Raw genomic sequence first — 20,913 nt, 5'->3', positions numbered from 1 at the left:
GCGGGCATGGCGGGGACGCTATACGGCGGCCCCCGCGCCCGGCGACCGATTTACCGACGGTGGTGCAACGCCCCTAAAGGGGCGCGGGGAACTGCGCGACCAGCCACGACGGCGCCGCAGACGCCCACGGCCCATCGCGGCGCACCCCGCGGAGCGCTACGCGCACTCGTTGAGCAGCCGCCCCAGATGCTCCCGCCCCGCCCCCAGCAGCTCCGGCAGCGGCGCGGCCTCCTCGTACCAGCGCTTCTCGTACTCCCAGCACAGCCAGCCGTCCCAGCCGTGCCGGGAGAGGACCTCCACGCAGTCGGTGAGCGGCAGCACTCCGGCGCCGAGCGGCAGCGGGGTCGTGTCGTCGGCCGAGGCGATGTCCTTGACCTGGACGTAGCCGAGGTACGGGGAGAGAGCCGCGTACGACTCGGAGGGCTGCTCGCCGCCCAGCCATGTGTGCATGACGTCCCAGAGGGCGCCGACATGGCGGTGCCCGACCCGGCCGAGGATGCGGATCGCGTCGGCGGCCCTGCGGTGCGAGTCGTGGGTCTCCAGCAGGATGCGTACGCCGAGGTCGGCGGCGTGCTCCGCGGCCGTGCCGAGCCGTCGCGCGGCCGTCGCGTCGGCGCGCTCGGTGCTCTGCTCGTGGCCGCCGCCGGGGAAGACCCGGACGTACGGGGCGCCGAGGTCGTGGGCGAGGCCGAGGAGGCTGCGGATCTCCTCGATCACCGGGCCGTCGTCCCCCGGCGCCGCCACGCGGGCGTACCCCGCGAGGCCCAGGATCTCGATGCCGCCCGCCTTGAACTCGGCGGCCACGTCGGCCCGCCCGGCGAGGTCGATGCCGGGGTGGACCGGCTCCTCCGGGTGCGCGCGCAGTTCGACACCGTGGTAGCCGTGGGTCGCCGCGAGCCGGACCACGTCCGGGATGGGCAGACCGGGAACGCCGAGGGTGGAGAAGGCCAGTCTCATGGTCCCTACTGTCACTCTTGTGTGCTGTGCAGGTCCAGCCGCCAGTCCTGGCCGTTCAGGTCCTTTCCGAAAGAACGGTGCGGTTTCTCGGCGACGAGGACGAAGCCGTGGCGCTGGTAGATGCGGCGGGCGGCGGCCAGGACGTCGTTGGTCCACAGGACGAGCTCGCGGTAGCCGACACCGCGCGCGAAGTCGATGACGGCCTTGGTGAGCCGGTCGCCGATGCCGAGCCCGCGTGCGTCCGGCTCGACCAGCAGCAGCCGCAGCCGGGCCGTGGCGGGCGCCTCGTCCCGTACGCACATCACACACCCCACCGGCCGCCCGTCGATCTCGGCGATCCACACCCGCTCCAGATGCGGATCGTGATCCACTGCGAAGTCGGCGACGATCCGCGCCACCAGTCCCTCGTAGTCCGCGTTCCACCCGTACTCGGCGGCATACAGCGCGGCGTTGCGCTGCACGATCCAGCCCAGGTCGCCCGGGCCGGGCTCGCGCAGGACGACGTCCTCGCGGCGGGGCGGGCGGCCGTCGGAGAGGATCTCGCGGACGGCTCGCATCGCCTCGGCCAGGCGCGGCCGGTCGGCGGAGGGCACGGTGGACAGCAGCGCGCCGACGGATTCGTTCGCCCGCTCGGCGAGCAGGGCGGCGGTCTCGCGGCCGCGCGGCGTGAGCGAGACGCGACGGCGCCGGGGATCACGGGCGGACGGCGTGCGCTCGATCAGCCCGTCGTCCTCGAACTTGTTCAGGATCCGGCTCAAGTACCCGGCGTCCAGGGAGAGTTCGGCCCGCAGGTCGGCCGCGTCCGTACGCGGGGAGTGCGCGAGTTCGTACAGGACGCGGGACTCGGTCAGGGTGTACGGGGCGTACAGCTGGCGGCTGTAGTCGAGGGCGCCGATGACGTTCGTGTAGAAGCGGTTGAAGGTGCGGATGTCCTGGACGGTCATGATCGTCGACCCCCGGTGGCTGACTCGATGGTTGTCCCGATAGTTGACTCAGTCAGAGATACCGTCGGTCCGAGCCTAGGACACCCGCACCCGCGCGACTACCCCTCGGCTATCCCTTCGGCTATCCCTCGGTGGCCGGCCGGTAGACGTTCACCTGCACACCGGTCTTGCCCTGCGCCGTGGAGACCAGCTCGAACGGCCGCTTGGCCCCGTCATCGGGGAAGATCGACTTGCCGCCGCCGAGGATGACCGGCATCTGGATGAGCTGCAGCTCGTCGACCAGCCCTTCCTTGATCAGCGTCCGGACGAGCGTGGGGCTGCCCATCATCGCCAGGTCGCCGCCGGGGGCGGCGCGCAGCGCCCGAATCCGCTCGACGGCCTCGCTCCCCGCGATCCGCTCGGTGTTGTTCCAGGTCAGCTCGTCGTCGCTGAGGGTGTCGGTCACGACGTACTTCTTCAGCGCGTTGAGCCGGTCGGCGAACGGATCCCCGGCCCGCTCGGGCCAGGCCCCCGCCATGGTCAGATAGGTCCGCCGCCCGTACAGCAGAGCCTCGGCCCTCTCCAGCCCGGCGGCGAAGGCGCCGCCGACCACCTCCGGGTCGAAGTACGGGTGCGACCAGCCGCCGTGCGCGAAGCCGCCGTCGGTGTCCTCCTCGGGGCCGCCGGGCGCCTGCACGACCCCGTCGAGGCTGATGAACTCGCTGATGACGATGCGCATGGAACTCTCTCCTGTCGTTCGCTCGGATGATCATGGCGATTACGGCGATTACGGCAATGAAGACCAGGGCGCAGCGCGGAAATCATCGGTGGGGTCGAGCGTAGGCGGGGGACGGCCCGCGAGTCGTCGCCCGTTCCCGCGTCCACCGGCCCGAGGCCGTGGAGGCGCCTCGGTCCAGTCTCGTCAGTCCCACCAGAACCGCCACTCGGTCCGCCCGACCAGTTCGGCGGCGTACTCGGGAAAGGGCGTGGGCGGGTCGTCGACGATGTTGTCGGCGGTGGACAGGACATGCTCCAGCGCGAGCCGTTCGGCATGCGGAAGCTCGAGCGGTGGCCGGGCGACCGAGGCGAACAACTCGCTGCCGAAGGCTCCCACGACCCGGGCGCCGAACCGCTCCTCCCAGCTGCGCAACAGGGCGATGAGCAGGGGTATCGGCGCCTCGGCGGACCACCCCATCAGGGCCGGTACGTCGGCGCTGCGGGGGGCGGGGACGAGAGCGAGGCGGCACGCGTGCGCGAACGGATGGGTGGTCAGAAGCTCCTCGACGACCCGCGCCGCGGCCTCCTCCGGCCCCGGACCGCCGGTTCCGCTCTCCACGCCGGCAGCCAACCCGGGCCAGCTCTCGAACGGCGGACCGGGATCGTGCGGCCAGGGCGCGATGCCCTCGGGCAGATCGTTGTCGTCCTGAGCAGGCGCGCTCCAGAACGGCAGCCGTCGCCGCCGGTACTCGGCGAAGTCCGCCGCGAGAACGGACTCCAGGCGTACGGCGTCCACCGCGCCCAAGTCCTCGGGAGAGAAAGGCTCGTCGGGCCAGCAGAGATACGGGTGCACGCCCGTCACCGCGGCCGACTGCATCAGCCGGGGCCACAACTCCACGATGTCGTCGGGCAGTTCCTCGGACACCCACACATCAGCGGCCCCACGACGCTCGAACCGCCCACTCGACAGCCCACCGGGCAAGGGAAAGACCATGGCCGGACGATAGACACTGCCACTGACATTCGGGGCCGGGCAGGGTGCTCCGCACTCCCCGCCCGGCCGGGCAGCCGTACCTCAGCCGCGCGGCACCCCCGACGACCCCCGCACCATCAGCTCCCCCCGAACCGTCGCAATACCTCCCGGCGGCGGCTCCTCCCGCCCCATGGCGATCCGCCCCGCCCGGGCCCCCGCCTCCGCGAGCGGCAACCGCACCGTCGTAAGTGCAGGCACCGCATCGACGCTGAACGGCAGGTCGTCGAAGCCGGCGACCGAGACGTCCTCCGGAATCCGCAGCCCGGACTCCCGCAGCGCCGCACACGCACCCAGCGCGACGGAGTCGTTCGCCGCGACGACCGCCGTGAGAGAGGGATCCCGCCGCAACAGCTCCAGCGTCGCCTCGTACCCGGACGTCCGGTCGTAGCGCCCCCACACCGTCCACCGGGGATCCTCCTCGATCCCCGCCGCGGCCAGCGCCGCCCGATGCCCCTCAAGGCGGTGCCGCGTCGTCGTCCGCTCCTCCGGCCCCGCGATGTAGCCCAGCCGCCGGTGTCCAAGGCCGATCAGGTGCTCGGTCAGCCGCTGCCCGCCCCCGCGGTTGTCGAAGGCCAGCGCGATCGCCCCCGTGTCCGGCGACGGCGGCCGCCCGCACAGCACCACTCGCGTCCCCGCGTCCGTCAGCTTCCGCAGCTTCGCCGCGACCGCCGCCGCGTGCGGCTCGTTCTCCATCGCGCCGCCGGTCAGCACCACCGCAGCCGCCCGCTGCCGCTGCAGCAGGGTCAGGTACGTCAGCTCACGCTCCGGCGAACCCCCCGTGTTGCAGACGACGGCCAGCCGCTCACCGCCGGCCCGGCCGCCCGGCCCCCCGATCTCCGACTGGATCGCGCTCGCCATGATCCCGAAGAAAGGGTCGGCGATGTCGTTGACGAGAATTCCGACCAGATCGGAAGTCGCCGCCGCCAGCGCGCTCGCCGGCCCGTTCAGCACGTAGTCCAGCTCGTCGACCGCCTTCAACACCCGCTCACGGGTGGAGGCGGCCACGGGATAGTTCCCGTTCAGCACGCGCGACACCGTCGCGGGCGAGACCTGCGCGCGGGCCGCCACGTCCGCCAGGGTCACCGTCATCTCGTCGTCCTCCGGTCGCGCATTTCGTCGCGCATCTCTCGTACCTCGTCGTACGTCCGTACCTCGTCGTACGTCCTCGTAGACAGGCCGCCCCAGGCCCCCGGTTCCGAGCACGTCGAGCAGACCTTACGGCCAGAACCCCCCACTGTTCGTCCCCTCGAACAACTCGAAGCGGTCACGGTCTTGTCCGGACGCTGCTCAGAGGCTAGCTTCTCCTTGTATAGAAAGCGCTTGCTGTGACGCTCATCAGTAGGGCCGACGCGGCGCACACCACCCGCGTACAAGGCTGTGTACGACGCCTGCGAAGGGAATGACGTGACACGCAAGACGGTGCGTATCGCCATGAACGGCGTGACCGGGCGCATGGGCTACCGCCAGCACCTGGTCCGCTCCATCCTGGCCATCCGCGAACAGGGCGGCCTCGACCTCGGCGACGGCACCGTGCTGTGGCCGGAGCCGATCCTGGTCGGCCGCCGCGAGCACGCCCTGAGGGCACTCGCCGAGCAGCACGGTCTGGACCCCGAGAGCATCTCGACCGACGTCGACGCGGTCCTCGCCGACCCGAGTGTCGACATCTACTTCGACGCCCAGGTGACCTCGGCCCGCGAGGAAGCGATCAAGAAGGCGATCGCGGCGGGCAAGCACATCTACACCGAGAAGCCGACCGCGACCGGTCTGGAGGGGGCCCTGGAGCTGGCGCGTCTCGCACATGAGAAGGGCATCAAGCACGGCGTCGTCCAGGACAAGCTCTTCCTCCCGGGCCTGCTGAAGCTCAAGCGCCTCATCGACGGCGGCTTCTTCGGCCGCATCCTCTCCATCCGCGGCGAGTTCGGCTACTGGGTCTTCGAGGGCGACTGGCAGACCGCCCAGCGCCCCTCCTGGAACTACCGCGCCGAGGACGGCGGCGGCATCGTCGTCGACATGTTCCCGCACTGGGAGTACGTGCTCCACGAGCTGTTCGGCCGCGTGAGGTCCGTCCAGGCCATCGCCACCACCCACATCCCGCAGCGCTGGGACGAGAACGACAAGCCGTACGACGCGACGGCCGACGACGCCGCCTACGGCATCTTCGAGCTCGACGGCGGCGCCATCGCCCAGATCAACTCCAGCTGGGCCGTCCGCGTCAACCGCGACGAGCTGGTGGAGTTCCAGGTCGACGGCACGGAGGGCTCGGCGGTCGCGGGCCTGCGCAACTGCCGCGTCCAGCACCGCAGCATGACCCCCAAGCCGGTCTGGAACCCCGACATCCCGGCCACCTACTCCTTCCGCGACCAGTGGCAGGAGATCCCGGACAACGACGACTTCGACAACGGCTTCAAGGCCCAGTGGGAGCTGTTCCTCAGGCACGTCTACGCCGACGCCCCCTACCACTGGGACCTCCTCGCCGGCGCCCGCGGCGTCCAGCTCGCCGAGCTGGGCCTGAAGTCCTCGGCGGAGGGCGTCCGCATCGACGTACCGGAGATTGCGCTGTGACCATCCAACTCCCCGACTTCAAGGGCGGGTTGAGGGCATACGAGCCCCGCCCCGAGCCCCTGGTGGTGACCCCCGGCACCCCCTTCACCTCTCGTACGGTCTTCTCGGCGGCCCACGTCGTCGCCGACCCGTACGCGGACGTGTCGCCCGACTCGCCCGCCGCCGTCGACTGGGACGCCACCCTCGCCTTCCGCCGCCACCTGTGGTCCCACGGCCTCGGTGTCGCGGAGGCGATGGACACCGCCCAGCGCGGCATGGGCCTGGACTGGGCGGGCGCGGCCGAGCTGATCCGCCGCAGCGCGGCCGAGGCGAAGTCGGTCGGCGGCCGGATCGCCTGCGGCGTCGGCACCGACCAGATCACCGCCGGGTCTCTCGTGGAGGTCCGGGCGGCCTACGAGGAGCAGCTCGCCCTCGTGGAGGAGTCCGGCGCGCAGGCGATCCTCATGGCGTCCCGCGCGCTGGCCGCGGCGGCGTCCGGCCCCGAGGACTACCTGGAGGTCTACGGCCACCTACTCCGCCAGGCGTCCGAGCCGGTGGTCCTGCACTGGCTGGGCCCGATGTTCGACCCGGCGCTGAAGGGCTACTGGGGGTCGAGCGACCTCGACGCGGCCACGGACACCTTCCTCGACGTCATCGCCGCCCACCCCGACAAGGTGGACGGCATCAAGGTGTCGCTGCTGGACGCCCAGCGGGAGATCGACCTCCGCCGCCGGCTCCCTGACGGGGTCCGCTGCTACACGGGCGACGACTTCAACTACCCCGAGCTGATCGCCGGCGACGAGCAGGGCTTCAGCCACGCCCTGCTCGGCATCTTCGACCCGCTGGGCCCGCTGGCGGCCCAGGCGGTACGGGTGCTGGATACGGGGAACGTGACCGGCTTCCGCGAACTCCTCGACCCCACGGTCGAGTTGTCCCGCCACCTCTTCCAGACCCCGACCCGCTTCTACAAGACGGGCGTCGTCTTCCTCGCCTGGCTCGCGGGCCACCAGTCGCACTTCACGATGGTCGGCGGCCTCCAGTCGGCCCGCTCCCTCCCGCACTTCGCCCGCGCCTACGAACTCGCCGACGGCCTGGGCCTGTTCCCGGACCCGAAGCTGGCTCTGGAGCGCATGAAGAACCTGCTGTCGCTGTACGGAGTGGCCCAGTGAGCGCTCTCGGAGACCTCTCCCGCTTCTCCATCAACCAGATGACCGTGAAGCAGCTGTCGATGCCCGAACTGGTCGACGCCTGCCGCGAGTTGGGCATCGGCAACATCGGCCTCTGGCGCGAACCCGTCCAGTCGTACGGCCTCGACGCGACCGCCAAACTGATCCGTGACGCGGGCCTGACGGTCACGACCCTGTGCCGCGGCGGCTTCTTCACGGCCATCGACCCGGGGGAGCGCGCCAAGGCCCTGGACGACAACCGGCGTGCGATCGACGAGGCGGCGACGCTCGGCACCGACACCCTGGTCCTGGTCTCCGGCGGCCTGCCCGCCGGCTCCAAGGACCTGCACGGCGCACGTGAGCGGATCGCGGACGCGCTGGGCGAGCTGGGCCCGTACGCCGAGCAGCACGGCGTCCGCCTGGCCATCGAGCCGCTCCACCCGATGTACGCCGCCGACCGCTGCGTGGTCTCGACGCTCACCCAGGCCCTGGACCTCGCGGAACGCTTCCCCGCCCACCAGGTCGGCGTCACCGTCGACACGTACCACATCTGGTGGGACGACAACGCGCCCGCGCAGATCGCCCGGGCGGGCGCGGGCGGCCGTATCCACACCTTCCAACTCGCCGACTGGACCACGCCGTTGCCGGAGGGCGTGCTCAACGGCCGCGGGCAGATCGGGGACGGCTCGATCGACATGCGGGAGTGGAAGGGGTACGTGGAGGCGGCCGGCTACACCGGACCCATCGAGGTCGAGCTCTTCAACGACGGCCTGTGGGCGCGGGACGGGCGGGAGGTGCTGGCGGAGACAGCCGCCCGGTTCGTGGAGCACGCCGCCTGACAGCACGGGAACAATTCGCTGGAACCGCACAGAGGTTCGTGCAGAATGTGATCTCGTGAGCGAGAGCCTGGGACCACTGGAACGGGTCGACAGCCGTTGGGCGTTGGGGGACGCCCGGCGGCCGGGCCGCGCGTGGGTGGAGTTCCGGACGGACGGACTGCACGCCGTTGCGCGGGACTCCCGGGTGGAGATCGTTCCCTGGTCCAGGATCATGCTGGGCTTCCGCATCACCCTGGGCGGCCGCTACCCGAACCGCGACGTCTACACCCAGATGGGCGTTCTGGGCGGCCTGCCCGGTCCCTTCAAGGGGCGCGGCGGCGGCTATCTGCACATGACGGTGCGCCACCCGTACGAGGACCAGCAGCTGTTCTTCGACCGCCATCCCCGCTGGTACCGGACGAAGGACGTCCTGACCCTGCAGGCCGTGATGACGCAGCTGGTCGAGGACGGCGAGGTGCACCGGCTCGGCGACGCCGACTGGACGGCCCGCGTGGTCGACTGTCTGGCGACGTTCGGCGGCTGGGCGACGACCGGGGCGCTGCGGCGGGCTGCCGCGGAGGCGGTGGAGGCGGCCGGTCCTCCGAGTCCCGGGGCGGGCCAGAGTTGAGACGGGCCACGGTCGCCGAGCTGTACCGCTACCCGGTGAAGTCGATGCTCGGCGAGCCGCTCGAGGCCGTCGAGGTCACGGACCGCGGCCTGAGCGGCGACCGGCGGTTCGCGCTGCTTGACGAGGAGACGGGCAAGGTCGCCAGCGCGAAGACCCCGCGTCTGTGGCGGGAGTTACTCAGGTGCGCTGCGACACTCACCGAGGCCGGACCGCGCATCACCGGACCGGACGGCACGGAAGTTCACGGAACCGCCGCCCTCTCGGCCCTCGTCGGCCGCAACGTCACGCTGACCGACGCACCCCCGCCCGCCGCCACACTGGACCGCTCCCGTCCGGAGCAGGTCCTGGCGGCGGGACAGGAGGCCGAAGTGGACGCCGACACCGTCCAGTTCGGCTCGGCCTCCCCGCCCGGCACCTTCTTCGACTTCGCACCGGTCCACGTCATCACGACGTCGACCCTGAGGAGAATCGCCGAGCTGAGCCCCCGGGGCACGGTGGAGGTGCGGCGCTACCGCCCCAACCTGGTCATCGAGACGGACGAGGCCGAAGGCTTCGTGGAACACACCTGGGCCGGCAGACAACTGCGCATCGCCGACGGCCCGATCCTCCGCGTCATCGCCTCGACGCCCCGCTGCGCGATCCCCACCCTCGCCCACGGCGACCTCCCCCGCGACCCGGACGCTCTGCGTGTCCTCGCCCACCACAACCGCGTACCTGCCCTGCCCGGCCGACCACCCGAGCCGTGTGCCGGGGTGTATGCGCAGGTGGTGCGGGGCGGACGGGTGCGGGAAGGGGATGTCATACGGTTCTGATCCCGCCGTCTACGGCGCTTCGGTTATGAGTTCGCCGAACTCGTCGATGACGACGAAGAGGTGGGGGAGGGGTTCGAGGTCGGGGCGTTCGGTGGCGCGCAGGGCGGCGTAATGGCCGATGTCGGCGACGCTCCCGGCGTCCTTGAGGACCTGCTGGCGGCGTTTGACCTCGCCGGCCAGGCTGGTGTGGACGCGTCCGACGACGGTGGCCGCGTTGCCGAGCTTGCCCTCGGGCAGGTTGGGCGGCGGCTCGATCGAGCGCGGCGGGGCGGGGGTGAGAGGGCGCGTGCTGCGAGCGGGCCGGTGGACGAGCTGCCGGGTCACTGAAGGGCCGCTCCGGAGAGGAGGAAGGGACGGCTGGTCGTGGTCATCGCAGTGATCACGGTCATCGCACGCGCACTGCCCGGTGCAGCGCCTCGGCCGCCAGCTGCATGGCCGCGTCCTGAGCCGCCCGGCCGAGCAGATCGGTGCGGATGGGACCACCGCCGGCCAGATGCCGGTCGTATGGCAGGACCACGACGGGAACGCCCGTCTCCTTCAGATGAGCGGTGGCAGCCTTCACGTCGAGGATCATGTCGGGCGAACTCGCGGTGAGGGCCACCACCGTCGTCGAGAGCGCGGAATGCGGCAACTGCCCGAGCCAGTCGAGGACTTGCCGGGTCGCCCCGACACCTTCCGCGGTCGTCGGCGCGACGACCACCCGGGCATGGGCCGTGTCCATCGCCGTACGGGCGACGTCGCCGGGCAGCGTCTCGCAGTCGACGACCGTCACGGAGAAGTAGCGCCGCAGCGCCAGTGTCACGGTGCGGTACGTGCGTACGTCCAAGGGGGCGCCGACCTTCCCCTGGCTCCCGGGCAACAGCCAGCCGCCGTCGGCCACGGGCACCAAATACCCGGTCACATGGGTCAGTTGCATGGCCGGAGTCAGAATCCGGGCGAGGTCGGCGCACGACCACCGCACCGACTCCGCACCCATCCGCACCGGAAGCGTGCCCAGGGCGGAGTCCGCCTCGAGCGTGAGCACCGGGTCGTGCCGGTAGTGGTTGAAGGTACGGCCGAGCAGCGCGGCGACGGTCGACTTGCCGACGCCCCCGCGGATGGAGGTCACGGCGATGACCCGCCCGGTGGCCACAGGCTGCTGCAACTCCCGGGCGATCCGCGTCTGTTCGGCGACGTCCTGCGAGACGGAGGTGGCAAGTCGGCGGAGGGTACGGCCGGTGCGGTGGGCGAGCGAGTCGCCGTGGTGGGGGCGGCCGAGGGCGAGGGACAGGCGGGGGTCGAGGGTGGGGCGGGTCTCGGGGGTGGAGGTGGGTGCGGCGGGGGCTGAAGGGGGAGTGGGGGCGGGGGCCTGGGAGCGGGGTCCGGATGCGGGCGTGCGGGAGGCGATGGGAGTGGTGGGCACGGGCGGCCTGGACTCGGGGGCGGCGGGGTGCGCCGGGAGGGCAGTCGTCGGCGCGGGCGCAGTGGTGGGCGGGCCGAGTGGCGGGGCGGGGACGACCGCGGGGCGCGCGGGTACCGCGGCCGCGGGTGGCTGGGGCGAAGCCGGATTGCCCATGGGGGCAGGGGTGCCCACGGGGTGTGCGGAGGTGATGTGCGGGGTGGGTGCGGCGGCCGGGGGCATAGGACCGGCCGAGGGGCCGATCTGCCCCGTACAAGGGGCGGGCTGCTCGGGTCGCGTCGAGTGCACGAGCCGCGGGGTGGGCTCGCCGGCGCCCACGGGAACCGCCGGATCCGCCGCTACGACGGCTTCGCCCGAGGGCGCCGAAGCCCGCTGCTGCTCCGCCTGCCCGAGCTGCCGCAACACCTCGAGCTGCCAGTCGCTGCCGTCGCCCAGCCGCTCCTGCCCCTGTTCCCCGTGAGCCATGCCGTCCCGTCTCCTAAGCGAAGGTGCCGAGCAGCCGCCCGTACACGCCGAAGACACCGATGAGCAGCGGAAGCAGGGCGATGACACCGACGGACTCGAGCAGGTCACCCGCCCGCCGCAGCCGCACCCGGACATGCTCGGCGGGCTGCACGACGAGCGCGGCGAGCGTCAGCACGGCCAGCGCCACGAGCACGACCAGGGCCGGCCCAGTCGCCCCGGACCGCTCCACCCACACCGACAACAGCCGTACGGCCACCAGGGCGGCGCCCGCCAGCAGCACCACAACCTCGGCAACCAGCGGAAAAGCCCGCGCCCGCAGGGCCACCACGACCGCCGTGACGGCGGCGAGCAGCACGGTCCACACGGTGGGCGCATGCAGCGCCCACACTCCCGCCACGGTCGCCGACACAGCAACGGTGACGGTGGCGAGCACCAGCCCGCGATGGGCGGCCGCCAGCGCCGCGGACACCTGGTACCGGCTCACCGAAACCCCGCCGGCCCGCCGGTCGTCGAGCCCGGACAGCCCGGAAACCATGAGCGCGAGCCGCGGCAGCACACCGAGGGCGACGACGGAGACGACGGCGAGCACCGCACCGGTCCGAGCCTGCTGCCCGGCTGTATCTGCCCCCGACTGCAGGGCGACGACGCCCTCCCAGCCGAGAACACTGACGGCGACAGCGCCCGCACCGACCAGCCCACCGCGCCCCAACCGGGTGAAGAGCCCCAGCAGTACGAGCGTCACGGCACCCACCGCGGCCAGCGCACCCACATGCAGCGCACCGGACCACCGATGATCATCGGCGAGCGCGGAAGCCCCGAGCACACCAAGCACCCCGCCCGTGCAGATCAGCGTGCTGACAAGCCCGCCCTGCCGCCGGCCACGCCCCACAAGGGCGCCGGCAAGAACAGCGCCAACAGCGACGACGAGCAACACACCAGCGACGACGGAGGCGTCGTAGGCACTCCGCGCAAAGACCCCGCCCGCACCGGCCCAGCCCACCGTGGCCAGCCCGGCGACGACGCGCCGCGCCCCGGTCCCCCACTGCCACGCCCGCCCACCGAGATCCTCCGCGACCTCGTCACTCACGTCGTGCACGACGGGCGCGGACGGAGCATCCTCGGCCCGTACGAGCCGCAGCACGGCACCGTCCCGGACCCCGGCGGACTCAAGACTGCTGTCATGACCGAGCGCGGACCCGTCCACGGTCACAAGATGCCGCAACTCGGGCCGCTCACCCACCCGGTAGTCCAGCACCCGCAGAATCTCGGGCAACAACACCCCGACCGGCTCCCGAGCCGGCAACACGAGATCAATACGCCGCCGCTCTCCGACCAGGGTGACGCGACTCAGAACAACTGCGGTCCCATTGGCCGCCGCACGACTCAAGGCCCCCGCAGACATCACGTATTCGAACCTATCACCGGGTGAGGGAGGGGACGGAGGGCGAGCCGGACCCGCCCGAAGGCTGCACGGAACCCCCATACGGAGTCTTCCCAACCACCCGATGCGTCACGAACGACCACCCCACACACCCGGCACACACCACAGCAGCAATCACAACTCCGGCAAACACCTTCCCCACCCGCTCATCCACGGACCGCCGCTGCCGCTGGGCACCGAAGAGGAGAGCGCCGCGGAGGCGGCGGCGTCTTTCGGACACCGACTCGAGCAGTTGGCTGTCCAGATACGGCAGGTGGCTGACCGCGGTCAGTTGCTGCGCCGCGTCCGAGGTTGTCTCGCTACGCGATGATCTTCGTGGTCATACCCCTTGCAAGTCCTCTACGAAGTGGTCGAACTCGCCTGCCTGTACGCCGCGTACGAATGCGTGCCACTTGAGGCGATCGGTGGTGACGGTGGTGGTGCCGTTGCGGAAGCGGACGGTGTCCTGCTCGCCGGTGGTGACTTGGAGGGCGGGGGTGCTGGGGTGCGGTTCGTTCTTGAGGGCGGTGAGGAGGGTGGCGAAGGCGTCGGGGGTGGTGGTGAGTACTGCGCGGGTGGGGTCGCTGGTTTCGGTTATGTGGATCGTTTGGGGGGTGGCGGCTACGTGGATGCAGGAGTTGCCCTCGGGGCAGTACGACGACTTCTGCCAGGTGAGTGCGGGCATCGGGGGCTCCCTCACAGGTCCTTGAGGATGGTGTGGATGAACCTCTGCGACTCCTCCGGGGTGAGGGCCGCCGCTTCCAGCCGGTCGAGTGTGACGCGGTACTTGCTCAACTGGGCTTCCGTGTCGAGGAACACCGGGCCGTGCGACTGGTCGAGGTTCACGGTGTCGAGCTGCGGTACGGGGCCCTCGGCGTAGTAGACGGACTGGCCGGAGCCGGCGAAGGTGCCTGCGGCGAAGGGGATGACGTGGATCGCGATGTGGTCCCGCTCGTTCATCTCCAGCAGGTATTTCAGCTGGGCACGGGTGACTTGAGGGCCGCCGAACCGCATGCGCAGGGCGGCCTCGTGGATGATCACCTGCTGTGAGGTGGGCGGCTCCCGGTAGAGCACGGTCTGCCGCTTGATCCGGAACGACACCCGATGCTCCACGTCCGGCGGCGGCAGGTCCGGCACGGCCTGGCGGAAGATCTCGCGGGCGTAGTCGGTGGTCTGGAAGAGGCCGGGGACGTGCACCGTCACGGCGGTGCGCAGCCGCATGGCGTGGTGTTCGAGCTCGGCCAGGTCCAGGAGTGCGGCGGGCAGGATCTCGCGGTACTCCTCCCACCAGCCGCGGCTGCGGTCACCTGTCATGTCGGCGACGGCTTCGACCAGGGCCTTGTCCGTGCAGTCGTAATGGCAGGCGAGTGTGCGTACGCGTTCAGCGCTCACGCCTGCCCGGCCGGCCTCGATATTGCTGATCAGGGTCTGCTTCGCGCCCAGCAGTTGACCGGCCTCGGTAGCCGTCAGACCCGCGCACTCCCGGAGTTTGCGCAGCTCAGTACCCAACCGGAGTTGGCGACCCGTCGGGTTGGTCCTCACGGGCTTGCCCTTCTGCTTGCCGAGGATGTCACCCACATGGGTGGGCGTGAAATGGATTTTAGCGAACTCGTGTAATGCATTACTCATTCGCCGCTACTTTGATGTCAGGCGCCCTCGCTCAGAAGCGCACCGTCCGACGGGGCGGCACCGCGACTGGGCCACCCGTCAACCCCCCTCAGTGATCGGAGACTTCCGATGGCCACCGTATCCCCGGCCTGGGCCCACACCCTCCAACTCCCGCACGATCCCCATGCCCCGGGCATCGCCCGAGCCACCCTCCGCACTGTCCTCACCGCCCACGGCCTAGCCGAACTCGTGCCCACTGCAGAGCTGTTGGCCTCGGAACTCCTCACCAATGCCCACCTGCACACCCGCGGACCGTATGCCCTGCGGGTGCGCCCGATGGAGACCGGTCGGCTGCGGGTCGCCGTATGGGACAACGACCCCCGCATCCCGCCCGGATTCGCCGACAATGGGATGCCGGTTGCCTTGCCTCCCCTGGATGCCGAGGACGGGCGCGGGCTGCATCTCGTGCGAGCCTGCGCGGATGCGGTCGGGGTCTCGGTGCTACGGGAGTTGGGGGCCTCGAAGGGTGGGAAGCTGCTGTGGGCCGAGTGCCGGTGACACGGGTGGAGCGTGACGCGTGAGGCTCCCCTGAACGGGTGAGCGGGGAGGTATTTCCCCTGGTCAGTCGTATCGCCGTACCTAGTGTGATCGCATCGTTCCGGTCTGAACCACGAAAGGCTCGCACTCCGCCCATGAGCGTCCATAGCATCATCTGTACGCCCATCTCAAGGAGCAGGCACATGAGCGCACAGCCCGTCGATCCCTTCCCCGAGCCCCCTCGTACTCCGGACGACGTTGCCGCCTCTCTTCCGCCTGCGCAGCGAATGGAGTTCTACCGGGAGATCGGCACCGCCACTGAAGAGACGATCAGCGGAGTCCTGCGGCGCTGGCGCCTGCGGATCCGTCTTTACCAGAACCCCGACCCCGGCGAGAGGATGCTGCGCGAGCACCAAGACGGCACCCGGCCCGGACACCCCGCCTCCGCCGCTCTCCGCGCTGCCACGGAGGTCCGCGGCCGGTGAGCGACGAACAGCACGACCGAATCACTCTCTCCCCCCAGGTCTGGGACATCCTGAACGACACGAGCGTGCCTGCGGACGTCTTCGGGGCGATCGCTGCGTTCCTCGTCGAGCTGCGGAAGAACCCAGTTCCGCAAGACGCCCTTCCCGTCCCTGGGCGGCCTGACGTACTCCGCACCGCTGGTCCGTGACCTTGGCCTGGTCGAGTACCACGTCGGCGACACCCAGCCAGAACGGGATGACCCGGACCCCGGGCCGGACATCTTCGTCGCCCGCATTCTCCGTACCGACATACCCGACTTCTGAGGTACGCGGCTGACCTGGGAATATTCCACCCGGACGCCGGCGCCGAAAAATTCTGAAGAAGCCGTACAACCCTCCCCCCACCCCGCGGGTCGTACTTGGCATCAGGACTTCTCGGAGGGGGATCTGGGGGGATCGCGGGGGTTCTGATGTTGGAGGGGAAAAGCCGAGGGGGCCCGGTCGACGGACCGGGCCCCCTCGAATTTGTCCGCACCCCGAAAGGGCGGGGTCAGAAGAAGACCCCGCACCTCAGCAGCACATTCGCGTACGGCCGTGCCTCCCCGGTGCGTACGATCAGCCGCGCGCCTGCCGACAGCTCCTTGAGGTGCTCGTGCGGGACCAGTTCCAGGTCGGGGAACTCGCTCTCCAGCAGGCCGGCGGCCGCCGGATTCGCCTCTCGCACCTCCTTCGCCGCCGTTGCGCCCTCCACCACCAGCTCGGCCAGCAGCCCGTCCAGCACCACGGCGAAGGACGGCACCCCGGCCCGGAAGGCGAGGTCGACCACCCGCGGCCCCTCCGGTATCGGCATGCCCGCGTCGCACACCAGCACCCCGTCCCCGTGACCCAGTTCGGCGAGGGCGCCGGAGAGATGACGGTTCAGGATTCCCGCCCTCTTCACAGGGCCTCGACCTCCTCGGCCGTAGGGAAGGACACCTGCGCGCCCTCCTTGGTGACGGCGGCCGCGCCGACCCGGGCCGCGTACGCCGCGGCCTCCGCAAGGGACGCCCCCGACCCCAGCCGGAACGCCAGCGCCGCCGTGAACGCGTCGCCCGCACCTGTCGTATCCACCGCGTCCACCTTCACCGAGGGCACCCGCGTCACTCCGGCCGAGGAAGCCACCAGTGCGCCCTCCGCGCCCAGGGTGACCACGACCGAGCGCGGGCCCTTGGCGAGCAGCAGTCGTGCCCAGTCCTCCGGGCGGTCGGAGACGTATGCGTCGCCGAGGACCACCTTCGCCTCGTGCTCGTTGACGATCAGCGGGTCGCAGGCCGCCAGCACCTCGGGCGGCAGCGGCCGTGGCGGCGACGGGTTCAGTACGAAGCGGTTGTCCGGCGCCAGATTCCGTACGACCTCCACGACCGACTCCAGCGGGATCTCCAGCTGCGTCGAGACCACCCGCGAGGCCACGAACAGGCTCGCGGCGGTCCGGACGTCCTGCGGGGTCAGCAGGCCGTTCGCACCCGGCGACACCACGATGCTGTTGTCCCCGGAGGGATCGACGGTGATGAGCGCGACCCCCGTCGGCGCCCCGCCCACCAGCACACCCACCGTGTCGACACCGGCCGCCCGCTGCGAGTCGAGGAGCAGCCGGCCGTACGGGTCGTCGCCGACCCGGGCCAGCAGGACCGTACGGGCTCCGAGGCGGGCGGCGGCGACGGCCTGGTTGGCGCCCTTGCCGCCCGGGTGGACGGCCAGGTCGGAGCCGAGCACCGTCTCGCCGGCACCCGGCCGCCGCTCGACACCGATCACCAGGTCGGCGTTGGCGGATCCCACGACCAGCAGGTCGTAGTCGTACATCAAATAACTCCCCTGAGAGATGATGAGAGATGACTCGAGGCGGGCGGCCGTCGCCACCGGGTAACCCCCGGACCCCCGGGCAACAACCGCCCGCCCATTCCCCTTGCCAGTCGCCTCGTCAGCCGCTGAAGCCGGCCACGTTCTCCTTCGTGACCACCTTCACCGGTACCATCACCGACTTCGTGACCTTCTTGCCCTCGGCGACCTTCAGCGCGTTCTGTACCGCGATTCTGCCGAGTTCCGTCGGCTGCTGGGCCACAGACGCGTACAAAGTGCCCGCCTTGACGGCGCTCAGGCCGTCCGGAGTGCCGTCGAAGCCGATGACCGCGACGGACTTGCCGGCCTTGCTGCCCAGGGCCTTGATCGCGCCGAGCGCCATTTCGTCGTTCTCCGCGAAGACGCCGTCGATGTCGGGGTGGGCCTGCAGAAGGTTCGTCATCACGTCGAGGCCCTTGGTGCGGTCCCAGTCGGCGGGCTGCTCGGCGACGACCTTGATGCCCGGGTAGGCCTTCAGGCCCGCGGTGAAGCCGGCGCCGCGCTCACGGCTGGCGGAGGTGCCCGCCTGGCCCTGCAGGACCACGATGGTGCCCTTGCCGCCGAGCCTGTCCGCGAGGGACTTGGCGGCGAGCCTGCCGCCGGTGACGTTGTCGGAGGCGACGAGCGCGGCGGTGTCCGCGTTGTTGACGGCGCGGTCCACCGCAACCAGCGGGATGCCCGACTTGTTCACGGCCTTCGCCGCCGGCGTCACGGCGTCGGAGTCCACCGCGTTGACGATGATCGTGCCGAGGCCCTCGCTGGTGAAGTTCTGCAGCTGGTTGGCCTGCTGGGAGGCGTCGTTCTGGGCGTCGGTGACCGTCAGGTCGACGCCCAGCTTCTTCGCCTCCTGCTGCGCTCCGGCGCGGATCTGCACGAAGAAGGGGTTGTTGAGGGTCGACAGGGCCAGACCGATCTTCTGGTCCTTCGCCGCAGACGTACCGCTGTGCAGGAAGGACATGGCGCCGACGACGGCTGCCGCGACCACGGCCGCGAGTACGTACGTCGCGGCCTGCCTGCCCTTGCCGCCGCCGGACGCACCGGCCGCCACCTGAGTTGCGCCGGCCTTGCGCCGCACGGTGTCGAGCAGCACCGCCAGCGCGATCACCACGCCGATGACGACCTGCTGCCAGAACGCGGACACGGACAGCAGGTTGAGGCCGTTGCGCAGCACCGCCAGGATCAGCGCACCGATCAGCGTGCCGGACGCCTTGCCCGTACCACCGGCCAGCGAGGCGCCGCCGATGACGACCGCCGCGATGGCGTCCAGCTCGTAGCCCTGCGCGGCCTGCGGCTGCGCGGAGGACAGCCGGGCGGCGAGCACGATGCCCGCGGCCGCCGCGAACAGCCCGGAGAAGGCGTAGATCGCGAGCTTCTGCTTCTTCACCCGCAGGCCGGAGAGGCGGGCCGCCTCCTCGTTGCCGCCGATCGCGTACATCGAGCGGCCTATGTACGTCCGGCCCAGCACGAACGCCGTGACCAGGCCCATGAGCACCATCACCAGCACCGGCACCGGCAGCCACCCGCCGAGCGTGTCGCCGAGGTGCGAGACCGAGCCGGGGAAGGCGATGGGGGAGCCCTGCGAGATCACCAGCGACAGACCGCGGCCCACCGACAGCATGGCGAGCGTCGCGATGAACGGCGGCAGTTTGCCGTACGAGATCAGGAAGCCGTTGACCAGGCCGCACGCGATGCCCGTCGCGATGGCCAGGACGACCGCGACGGCGACCGGGAGACCCTGTGAAGTGGCGCTCCAGGCAAGGACGGTGGCGGACAGGGCGGCCACCGAGCCCACCGACAGGTCGATGCCCGCCGAGACGATCACGAAGGTGACGCCGAAGGCGAGGATGGCGGTGACGGCCGCCTGGACGCCGACGTTCAGGAGGTTGTCGGCCGTCATGAAGTCGCCGGACAGCGCCGACATGGCGACGACGAGGACGATCAGCGCGGTCAGTGCGCCGTTGTCGAGCAGGAGGCGGCGCAGGCCGCCCGTGGCGCCACTCGCGCCCGTCGTGCTCTTGAGCGTGTCAGTGGCCACGGGAGGCCTCCGTTTCGTGCGTGGGTGTGCTTACGGCGAGCGCCATCACGGCGTCCTGGGTGGCCTCGTCGGCCGCGAGTTCGCCCGCGATCCGGCCCTGGGCCATCACCAGCACCCGGTCGCTCATGCCGAGGACTTCCGGGAGATCGCTGGAGATCATCAGTACGGCCGCCCCGGCGGCGGTCAGTTCATTGATCAGCTGGTAGATCTCGACCTTGGCGCCGACGTCGATGCCGCGCGTCGGTTCGTCGAGGATCAGCACCTTGGTGTCGGCAAGAAGCCACTTGCCGATGACGACCTTCTGCTGGTTGCCGCCGGACAACGTCCGTACGTGCTGGCCGAGTCCGGCCATCCGCACACCGAGCTGTCCGGCGACCCGGGCGGCGGCCTCGCGCTGTCCCTTGAGATCGACGAGCCCCGCGCGCGTGGCCTTCCGCAGCGTCACCAGGCCGAGGTTCTCCTCGACCGACGCGTCCAGCACCAGGCCCTGGCCCTTGCGGTCCTCAGGGATCAGACCGATACCGGCCGCCATGGCGGCGTTGACATCGCCCCGCCGCACCTCGGCCCCGGCGACCTTCACGGCCCCCTTGTCGTACGGATCGGCACCGAACACCGCCCGCACGACCTCCGTACGGCCGGCTCCGACGAGCCCCGCGATGCCGACGACCTCACCGGCGTGCACCTGGAAACTGACGTCATGGAAGACGCCGTCACGCGTGAGTCCCTCGACGGTCAGCAACGCGGCGCCCGCGTCCGCCCGTTCGCGCGGGTACTGCTGCTCGATCGAACGGCCCACCATGAGGCGTACGAGCTCGTCCTCGGGCGTGACCGCGGGGACCTGCCCGACCGACTTCCCGTCGCGGATGACGGTGACGCGGTCGCCCAGGGCGGCGATCTCCTCCAGGTGATGCGTGATGAAGACGATCCCGACCCCGTCCTCGCGCAGCTTGCGCACGATCGCGAAGAGCTTCTCGACCTCCTCGGAGGTGAGCACGGCGGTCGGCTCGTCCATGATCAGTACGCGCGCGTTCAGGCTCAGCGCCTTGGCGATCTCGACCATCTGGAGGCGCGCGATGCCGAGTTCGCGTACACGCGCGCGTGGCGACAGATTCACGCCCACGCGCGCGAGGAGGACTTCGGCTTCCGCCTCCATCGTCTTCCGGTCGATCATCCCGAAGCGGCGCGGCTGCCGCCCCAGGAAGATGTTCTCGGCGACCGTCAGATCGGGTACGAGGTTGAACTCCTGGTAGATGGTGGCGATCCCGAGGCGCTCGGAGTCCTGCGCACCATGGATGCGCACCTCCTCGCCGCCGGCCAGGATCCGCCCGGCGTCGGGGGTGTAGGCGCCGGAGAGCATCTTGATCAGGGTGCTCTTGCCCGCGCCGTTCTCACCGAGCAGCACATGCACCTCGCCCCGGCGCAGGTCGAAGTCGACGCCGTCGAGCGCGACCACGCCCGGGAAGGTCTTCCGTATGCCCTCGATGCGCAGCAACTCGTCCGGGTTGCTCACGACTG

General features: G+C 70.8%; 21 protein-coding genes and 1 pseudogene. 7 read left to right on the top strand and 15 right to left on the bottom strand.

Features of this window, described 5'->3' with window-relative positions:
• Positions 1 to 156: 156 nt before the first annotated feature.
• The 5 genes from ACFY10_RS06245 to ACFY10_RS06225 form a co-directional block, all read right to left on the bottom strand.
• A complete protein-coding gene (locus ACFY10_RS06245; RefSeq protein WP_390663853.1) occupies positions 157 to 957 on the bottom strand; it encodes a sugar phosphate isomerase/epimerase family protein in 801 nt (266 codons plus the stop codon).
• An 11-nt stretch (positions 958 to 968) separates the two neighbouring features.
• On the bottom strand, positions 969 to 1,901 hold the full coding sequence (locus tag ACFY10_RS06240; RefSeq protein ID WP_390663852.1) for a GNAT family N-acetyltransferase: 933 nt from the start codon (positions 1,899 to 1,901) through the stop codon (positions 969 to 971).
• 121 nt (positions 1,902 to 2,022) lie between these two features.
• Entirely contained in the window at positions 2,023 to 2,619 is a 597-nt protein-coding gene (locus ACFY10_RS06235; protein ID WP_390663851.1) for a dihydrofolate reductase family protein, read from the bottom strand.
• Between the two features lie 183 nt (positions 2,620 to 2,802).
• The gene (locus ACFY10_RS06230; RefSeq protein WP_390663850.1) at positions 2,803 to 3,591 is read right to left on the bottom strand and encodes a DUF4253 domain-containing protein; all 789 of its coding nucleotides are present in this window, start codon (positions 3,589 to 3,591) and stop codon (positions 2,803 to 2,805) included.
• Between the two features lie 81 nt (positions 3,592 to 3,672).
• A complete protein-coding gene (locus ACFY10_RS06225; protein WP_390663849.1) occupies positions 3,673 to 4,719 on the bottom strand; it encodes a LacI family DNA-binding transcriptional regulator in 1,047 nt (348 codons plus the stop codon).
• 315 nt (positions 4,720 to 5,034) lie between these two features.
• Here ACFY10_RS06225 and ACFY10_RS06220 point away from each other — a divergent pair, with 315 nt between their 5' ends.
• Genes ACFY10_RS06220 through ACFY10_RS06200 form a run of 5 tightly spaced genes read left to right on the top strand, consistent with a single transcriptional unit; the run spans position 5,035 to position 9,595 of the window.
• On the top strand, positions 5,035 to 6,192 hold the full coding sequence (locus ACFY10_RS06220) for a Gfo/Idh/MocA family protein (protein WP_390663848.1): 1,158 nt from the start codon (positions 5,035 to 5,037) through the stop codon (positions 6,190 to 6,192).
• Positions 6,189 to 7,340: a dihydrodipicolinate synthase family protein gene (locus ACFY10_RS06215; protein ID WP_390663847.1), complete on the top strand. Its 1,152-nt coding sequence runs from the start codon at positions 6,189 to 6,191 to the stop codon at positions 7,338 to 7,340. The genes ACFY10_RS06220 and ACFY10_RS06215 overlap by 4 nt, the downstream gene beginning before the upstream one ends.
• 38 nt (positions 7,341 to 7,378) lie before the next feature.
• A complete protein-coding gene (locus tag ACFY10_RS06210) occupies positions 7,379 to 8,176 on the top strand; it encodes a sugar phosphate isomerase/epimerase family protein (RefSeq protein WP_390664146.1) in 798 nt (265 codons plus the stop codon).
• Between the two features lie 55 nt (positions 8,177 to 8,231).
• A complete protein-coding gene (locus tag ACFY10_RS06205; RefSeq protein ID WP_390663846.1) occupies positions 8,232 to 8,783 on the top strand; it encodes a hypothetical protein in 552 nt (183 codons plus the stop codon).
• Positions 8,780 to 9,595 carry an MOSC domain-containing protein gene (locus ACFY10_RS06200; RefSeq protein WP_390663845.1) on the top strand — a complete coding sequence of 272 codons (816 nt, stop codon included), beginning with the start codon at positions 8,780 to 8,782 and terminating at the stop codon, positions 9,593 to 9,595. The genes ACFY10_RS06205 and ACFY10_RS06200 overlap by 4 nt, the downstream gene beginning before the upstream one ends.
• Before the next feature lie 12 nt (positions 9,596 to 9,607).
• Here ACFY10_RS06200 and ACFY10_RS06195 read toward each other — a convergent pair.
• The 6 genes and pseudogenes from ACFY10_RS06195 to ACFY10_RS06170 all read right to left on the bottom strand — a co-directional run.
• Positions 9,608 to 9,817 (bottom strand): annotated as a pseudogene (locus ACFY10_RS06195) (hypothetical protein); the annotation flags it as partial.
• 163 nt (positions 9,818 to 9,980) lie between these two features.
• Positions 9,981 to 11,459 carry a hypothetical protein gene (locus tag ACFY10_RS06190; RefSeq protein ID WP_390663844.1) on the bottom strand — a complete coding sequence of 493 codons (1,479 nt, stop codon included), beginning with the start codon at positions 11,457 to 11,459 and terminating at the stop codon, positions 9,981 to 9,983.
• A gap of 13 nt (positions 11,460 to 11,472) precedes the next feature.
• Positions 11,473 to 12,861 (bottom strand): type VII secretion integral membrane protein EccD, encoded by a 1,389-nt coding sequence (eccD, locus tag ACFY10_RS06185; protein ID WP_390664145.1) that lies wholly within the window; start codon positions 12,859 to 12,861, stop codon positions 11,473 to 11,475.
• A 16-nt stretch (positions 12,862 to 12,877) separates the two neighbouring features.
• Complete coding sequence (locus ACFY10_RS06180; RefSeq protein WP_390664144.1) at positions 12,878 to 13,153, bottom strand: hypothetical protein; 276 nt, start codon at positions 13,151 to 13,153, stop codon at positions 12,878 to 12,880.
• A 66-nt stretch (positions 13,154 to 13,219) separates the two neighbouring features.
• Complete coding sequence (locus ACFY10_RS06175) at positions 13,220 to 13,564, bottom strand: DUF397 domain-containing protein (RefSeq protein ID WP_390663843.1); 345 nt, start codon at positions 13,562 to 13,564, stop codon at positions 13,220 to 13,222.
• Between the two features lie 11 nt (positions 13,565 to 13,575).
• Positions 13,576 to 14,421, bottom strand: coding sequence for a helix-turn-helix domain-containing protein (locus ACFY10_RS06170; RefSeq protein WP_390664143.1), 846 nt, complete (start codon positions 14,419 to 14,421; stop codon positions 13,576 to 13,578).
• 195 nt (positions 14,422 to 14,616) lie between these two features.
• Between ACFY10_RS06170 and ACFY10_RS06165 the strand changes: the two genes are divergently transcribed.
• Positions 14,617 to 15,045: an ATP-binding protein gene (locus ACFY10_RS06165; RefSeq protein WP_390663842.1), complete on the top strand. Its 429-nt coding sequence runs from the start codon at positions 14,617 to 14,619 to the stop codon at positions 15,043 to 15,045.
• 182 nt (positions 15,046 to 15,227) lie between these two features.
• Positions 15,228 to 15,509: a DUF6247 family protein gene (locus ACFY10_RS06160; RefSeq protein ID WP_390663841.1), complete on the top strand. Its 282-nt coding sequence runs from the start codon at positions 15,228 to 15,230 to the stop codon at positions 15,507 to 15,509.
• Between the two features lie 529 nt (positions 15,510 to 16,038).
• On the opposite strand, the gene rbsD is transcribed toward ACFY10_RS06160, so the two are convergent.
• From rbsD to ACFY10_RS06140, 4 genes are all read right to left on the bottom strand, one after another.
• Positions 16,039 to 16,428, bottom strand: coding sequence for a D-ribose pyranase (rbsD, locus tag ACFY10_RS06155; protein ID WP_390663840.1), 390 nt, complete (start codon positions 16,426 to 16,428; stop codon positions 16,039 to 16,041).
• Positions 16,425 to 17,327: a ribokinase gene (locus ACFY10_RS06150; protein ID WP_390663839.1), complete on the bottom strand. Its 903-nt coding sequence runs from the start codon at positions 17,325 to 17,327 to the stop codon at positions 16,425 to 16,427. The genes rbsD and ACFY10_RS06150 overlap by 4 nt, the downstream gene beginning before the upstream one ends.
• Before the next feature lie 118 nt (positions 17,328 to 17,445).
• Positions 17,446 to 19,398 carry a substrate-binding domain-containing protein gene (locus ACFY10_RS06145; RefSeq protein WP_390663838.1) on the bottom strand — a complete coding sequence of 651 codons (1,953 nt, stop codon included), beginning with the start codon at positions 19,396 to 19,398 and terminating at the stop codon, positions 17,446 to 17,448.
• Positions 19,388 to 20,908, bottom strand: coding sequence for a sugar ABC transporter ATP-binding protein (locus ACFY10_RS06140; protein ID WP_390663837.1), 1,521 nt, complete (start codon positions 20,906 to 20,908; stop codon positions 19,388 to 19,390). The genes ACFY10_RS06145 and ACFY10_RS06140 overlap by 11 nt, the downstream gene beginning before the upstream one ends.
• Between the last annotated feature and the right edge of the window lie 5 nt (positions 20,909 to 20,913).

The organism is Streptomyces sp. NPDC001401, from assembly GCF_042895385.1.
Classification (GTDB): domain Bacteria; phylum Actinomycetota; class Actinomycetes; order Streptomycetales; family Streptomycetaceae; genus Streptomyces.
The sequence above is the reverse complement of the archived record's forward strand: the minus strand, read 5'-3'. Positions and strand labels throughout refer to the sequence as shown.

Coding starts and splice junctions, on each gene's coding strand:
- ACFY10_RS06245 (WP_390663853.1), bottom strand. CDS start 957: ATGAGACTGGCCTTCTCCACCCTCGGCGTTCCCGGTCTGCCCATCCCG.
- ACFY10_RS06240 (WP_390663852.1), bottom strand. CDS start 1,901: ATGACCGTCCAGGACATCCGCACCTTCAACCGCTTCTACACGAACGTC.
- ACFY10_RS06235 (WP_390663851.1), bottom strand. CDS start 2,619: ATGCGCATCGTCATCAGCGAGTTCATCAGCCTCGACGGGGTCGTGCAG.
- ACFY10_RS06230 (WP_390663850.1), bottom strand. CDS start 3,591: ATGGTCTTTCCCTTGCCCGGTGGGCTGTCGAGTGGGCGGTTCGAGCGT.
- ACFY10_RS06225 (WP_390663849.1), bottom strand. CDS start 4,719: ATGACGGTGACCCTGGCGGACGTGGCGGCCCGCGCGCAGGTCTCGCCC.
- ACFY10_RS06210 (WP_390664146.1), top strand. CDS start 7,379: ATGACCGTGAAGCAGCTGTCGATGCCCGAACTGGTCGACGCCTGCCGC.
- ACFY10_RS06190 (WP_390663844.1), bottom strand. CDS start 11,459: ATGGCTCACGGGGAACAGGGGCAGGAGCGGCTGGGCGACGGCAGCGAC.
- eccD (WP_390664145.1), bottom strand. CDS start 12,861: ATGTCTGCGGGGGCCTTGAGTCGTGCGGCGGCCAATGGGACCGCAGTT.
- ACFY10_RS06175 (WP_390663843.1), bottom strand. CDS start 13,564: ATGCCCGCACTCACCTGGCAGAAGTCGTCGTACTGCCCCGAGGGCAAC.
- ACFY10_RS06165 (WP_390663842.1), top strand. CDS start 14,617: ATGGCCACCGTATCCCCGGCCTGGGCCCACACCCTCCAACTCCCGCAC.
- ACFY10_RS06160 (WP_390663841.1), top strand. CDS start 15,228: ATGAGCGCACAGCCCGTCGATCCCTTCCCCGAGCCCCCTCGTACTCCG.
- ACFY10_RS06150 (WP_390663839.1), bottom strand. CDS start 17,327: ATGTACGACTACGACCTGCTGGTCGTGGGATCCGCCAACGCCGACCTG.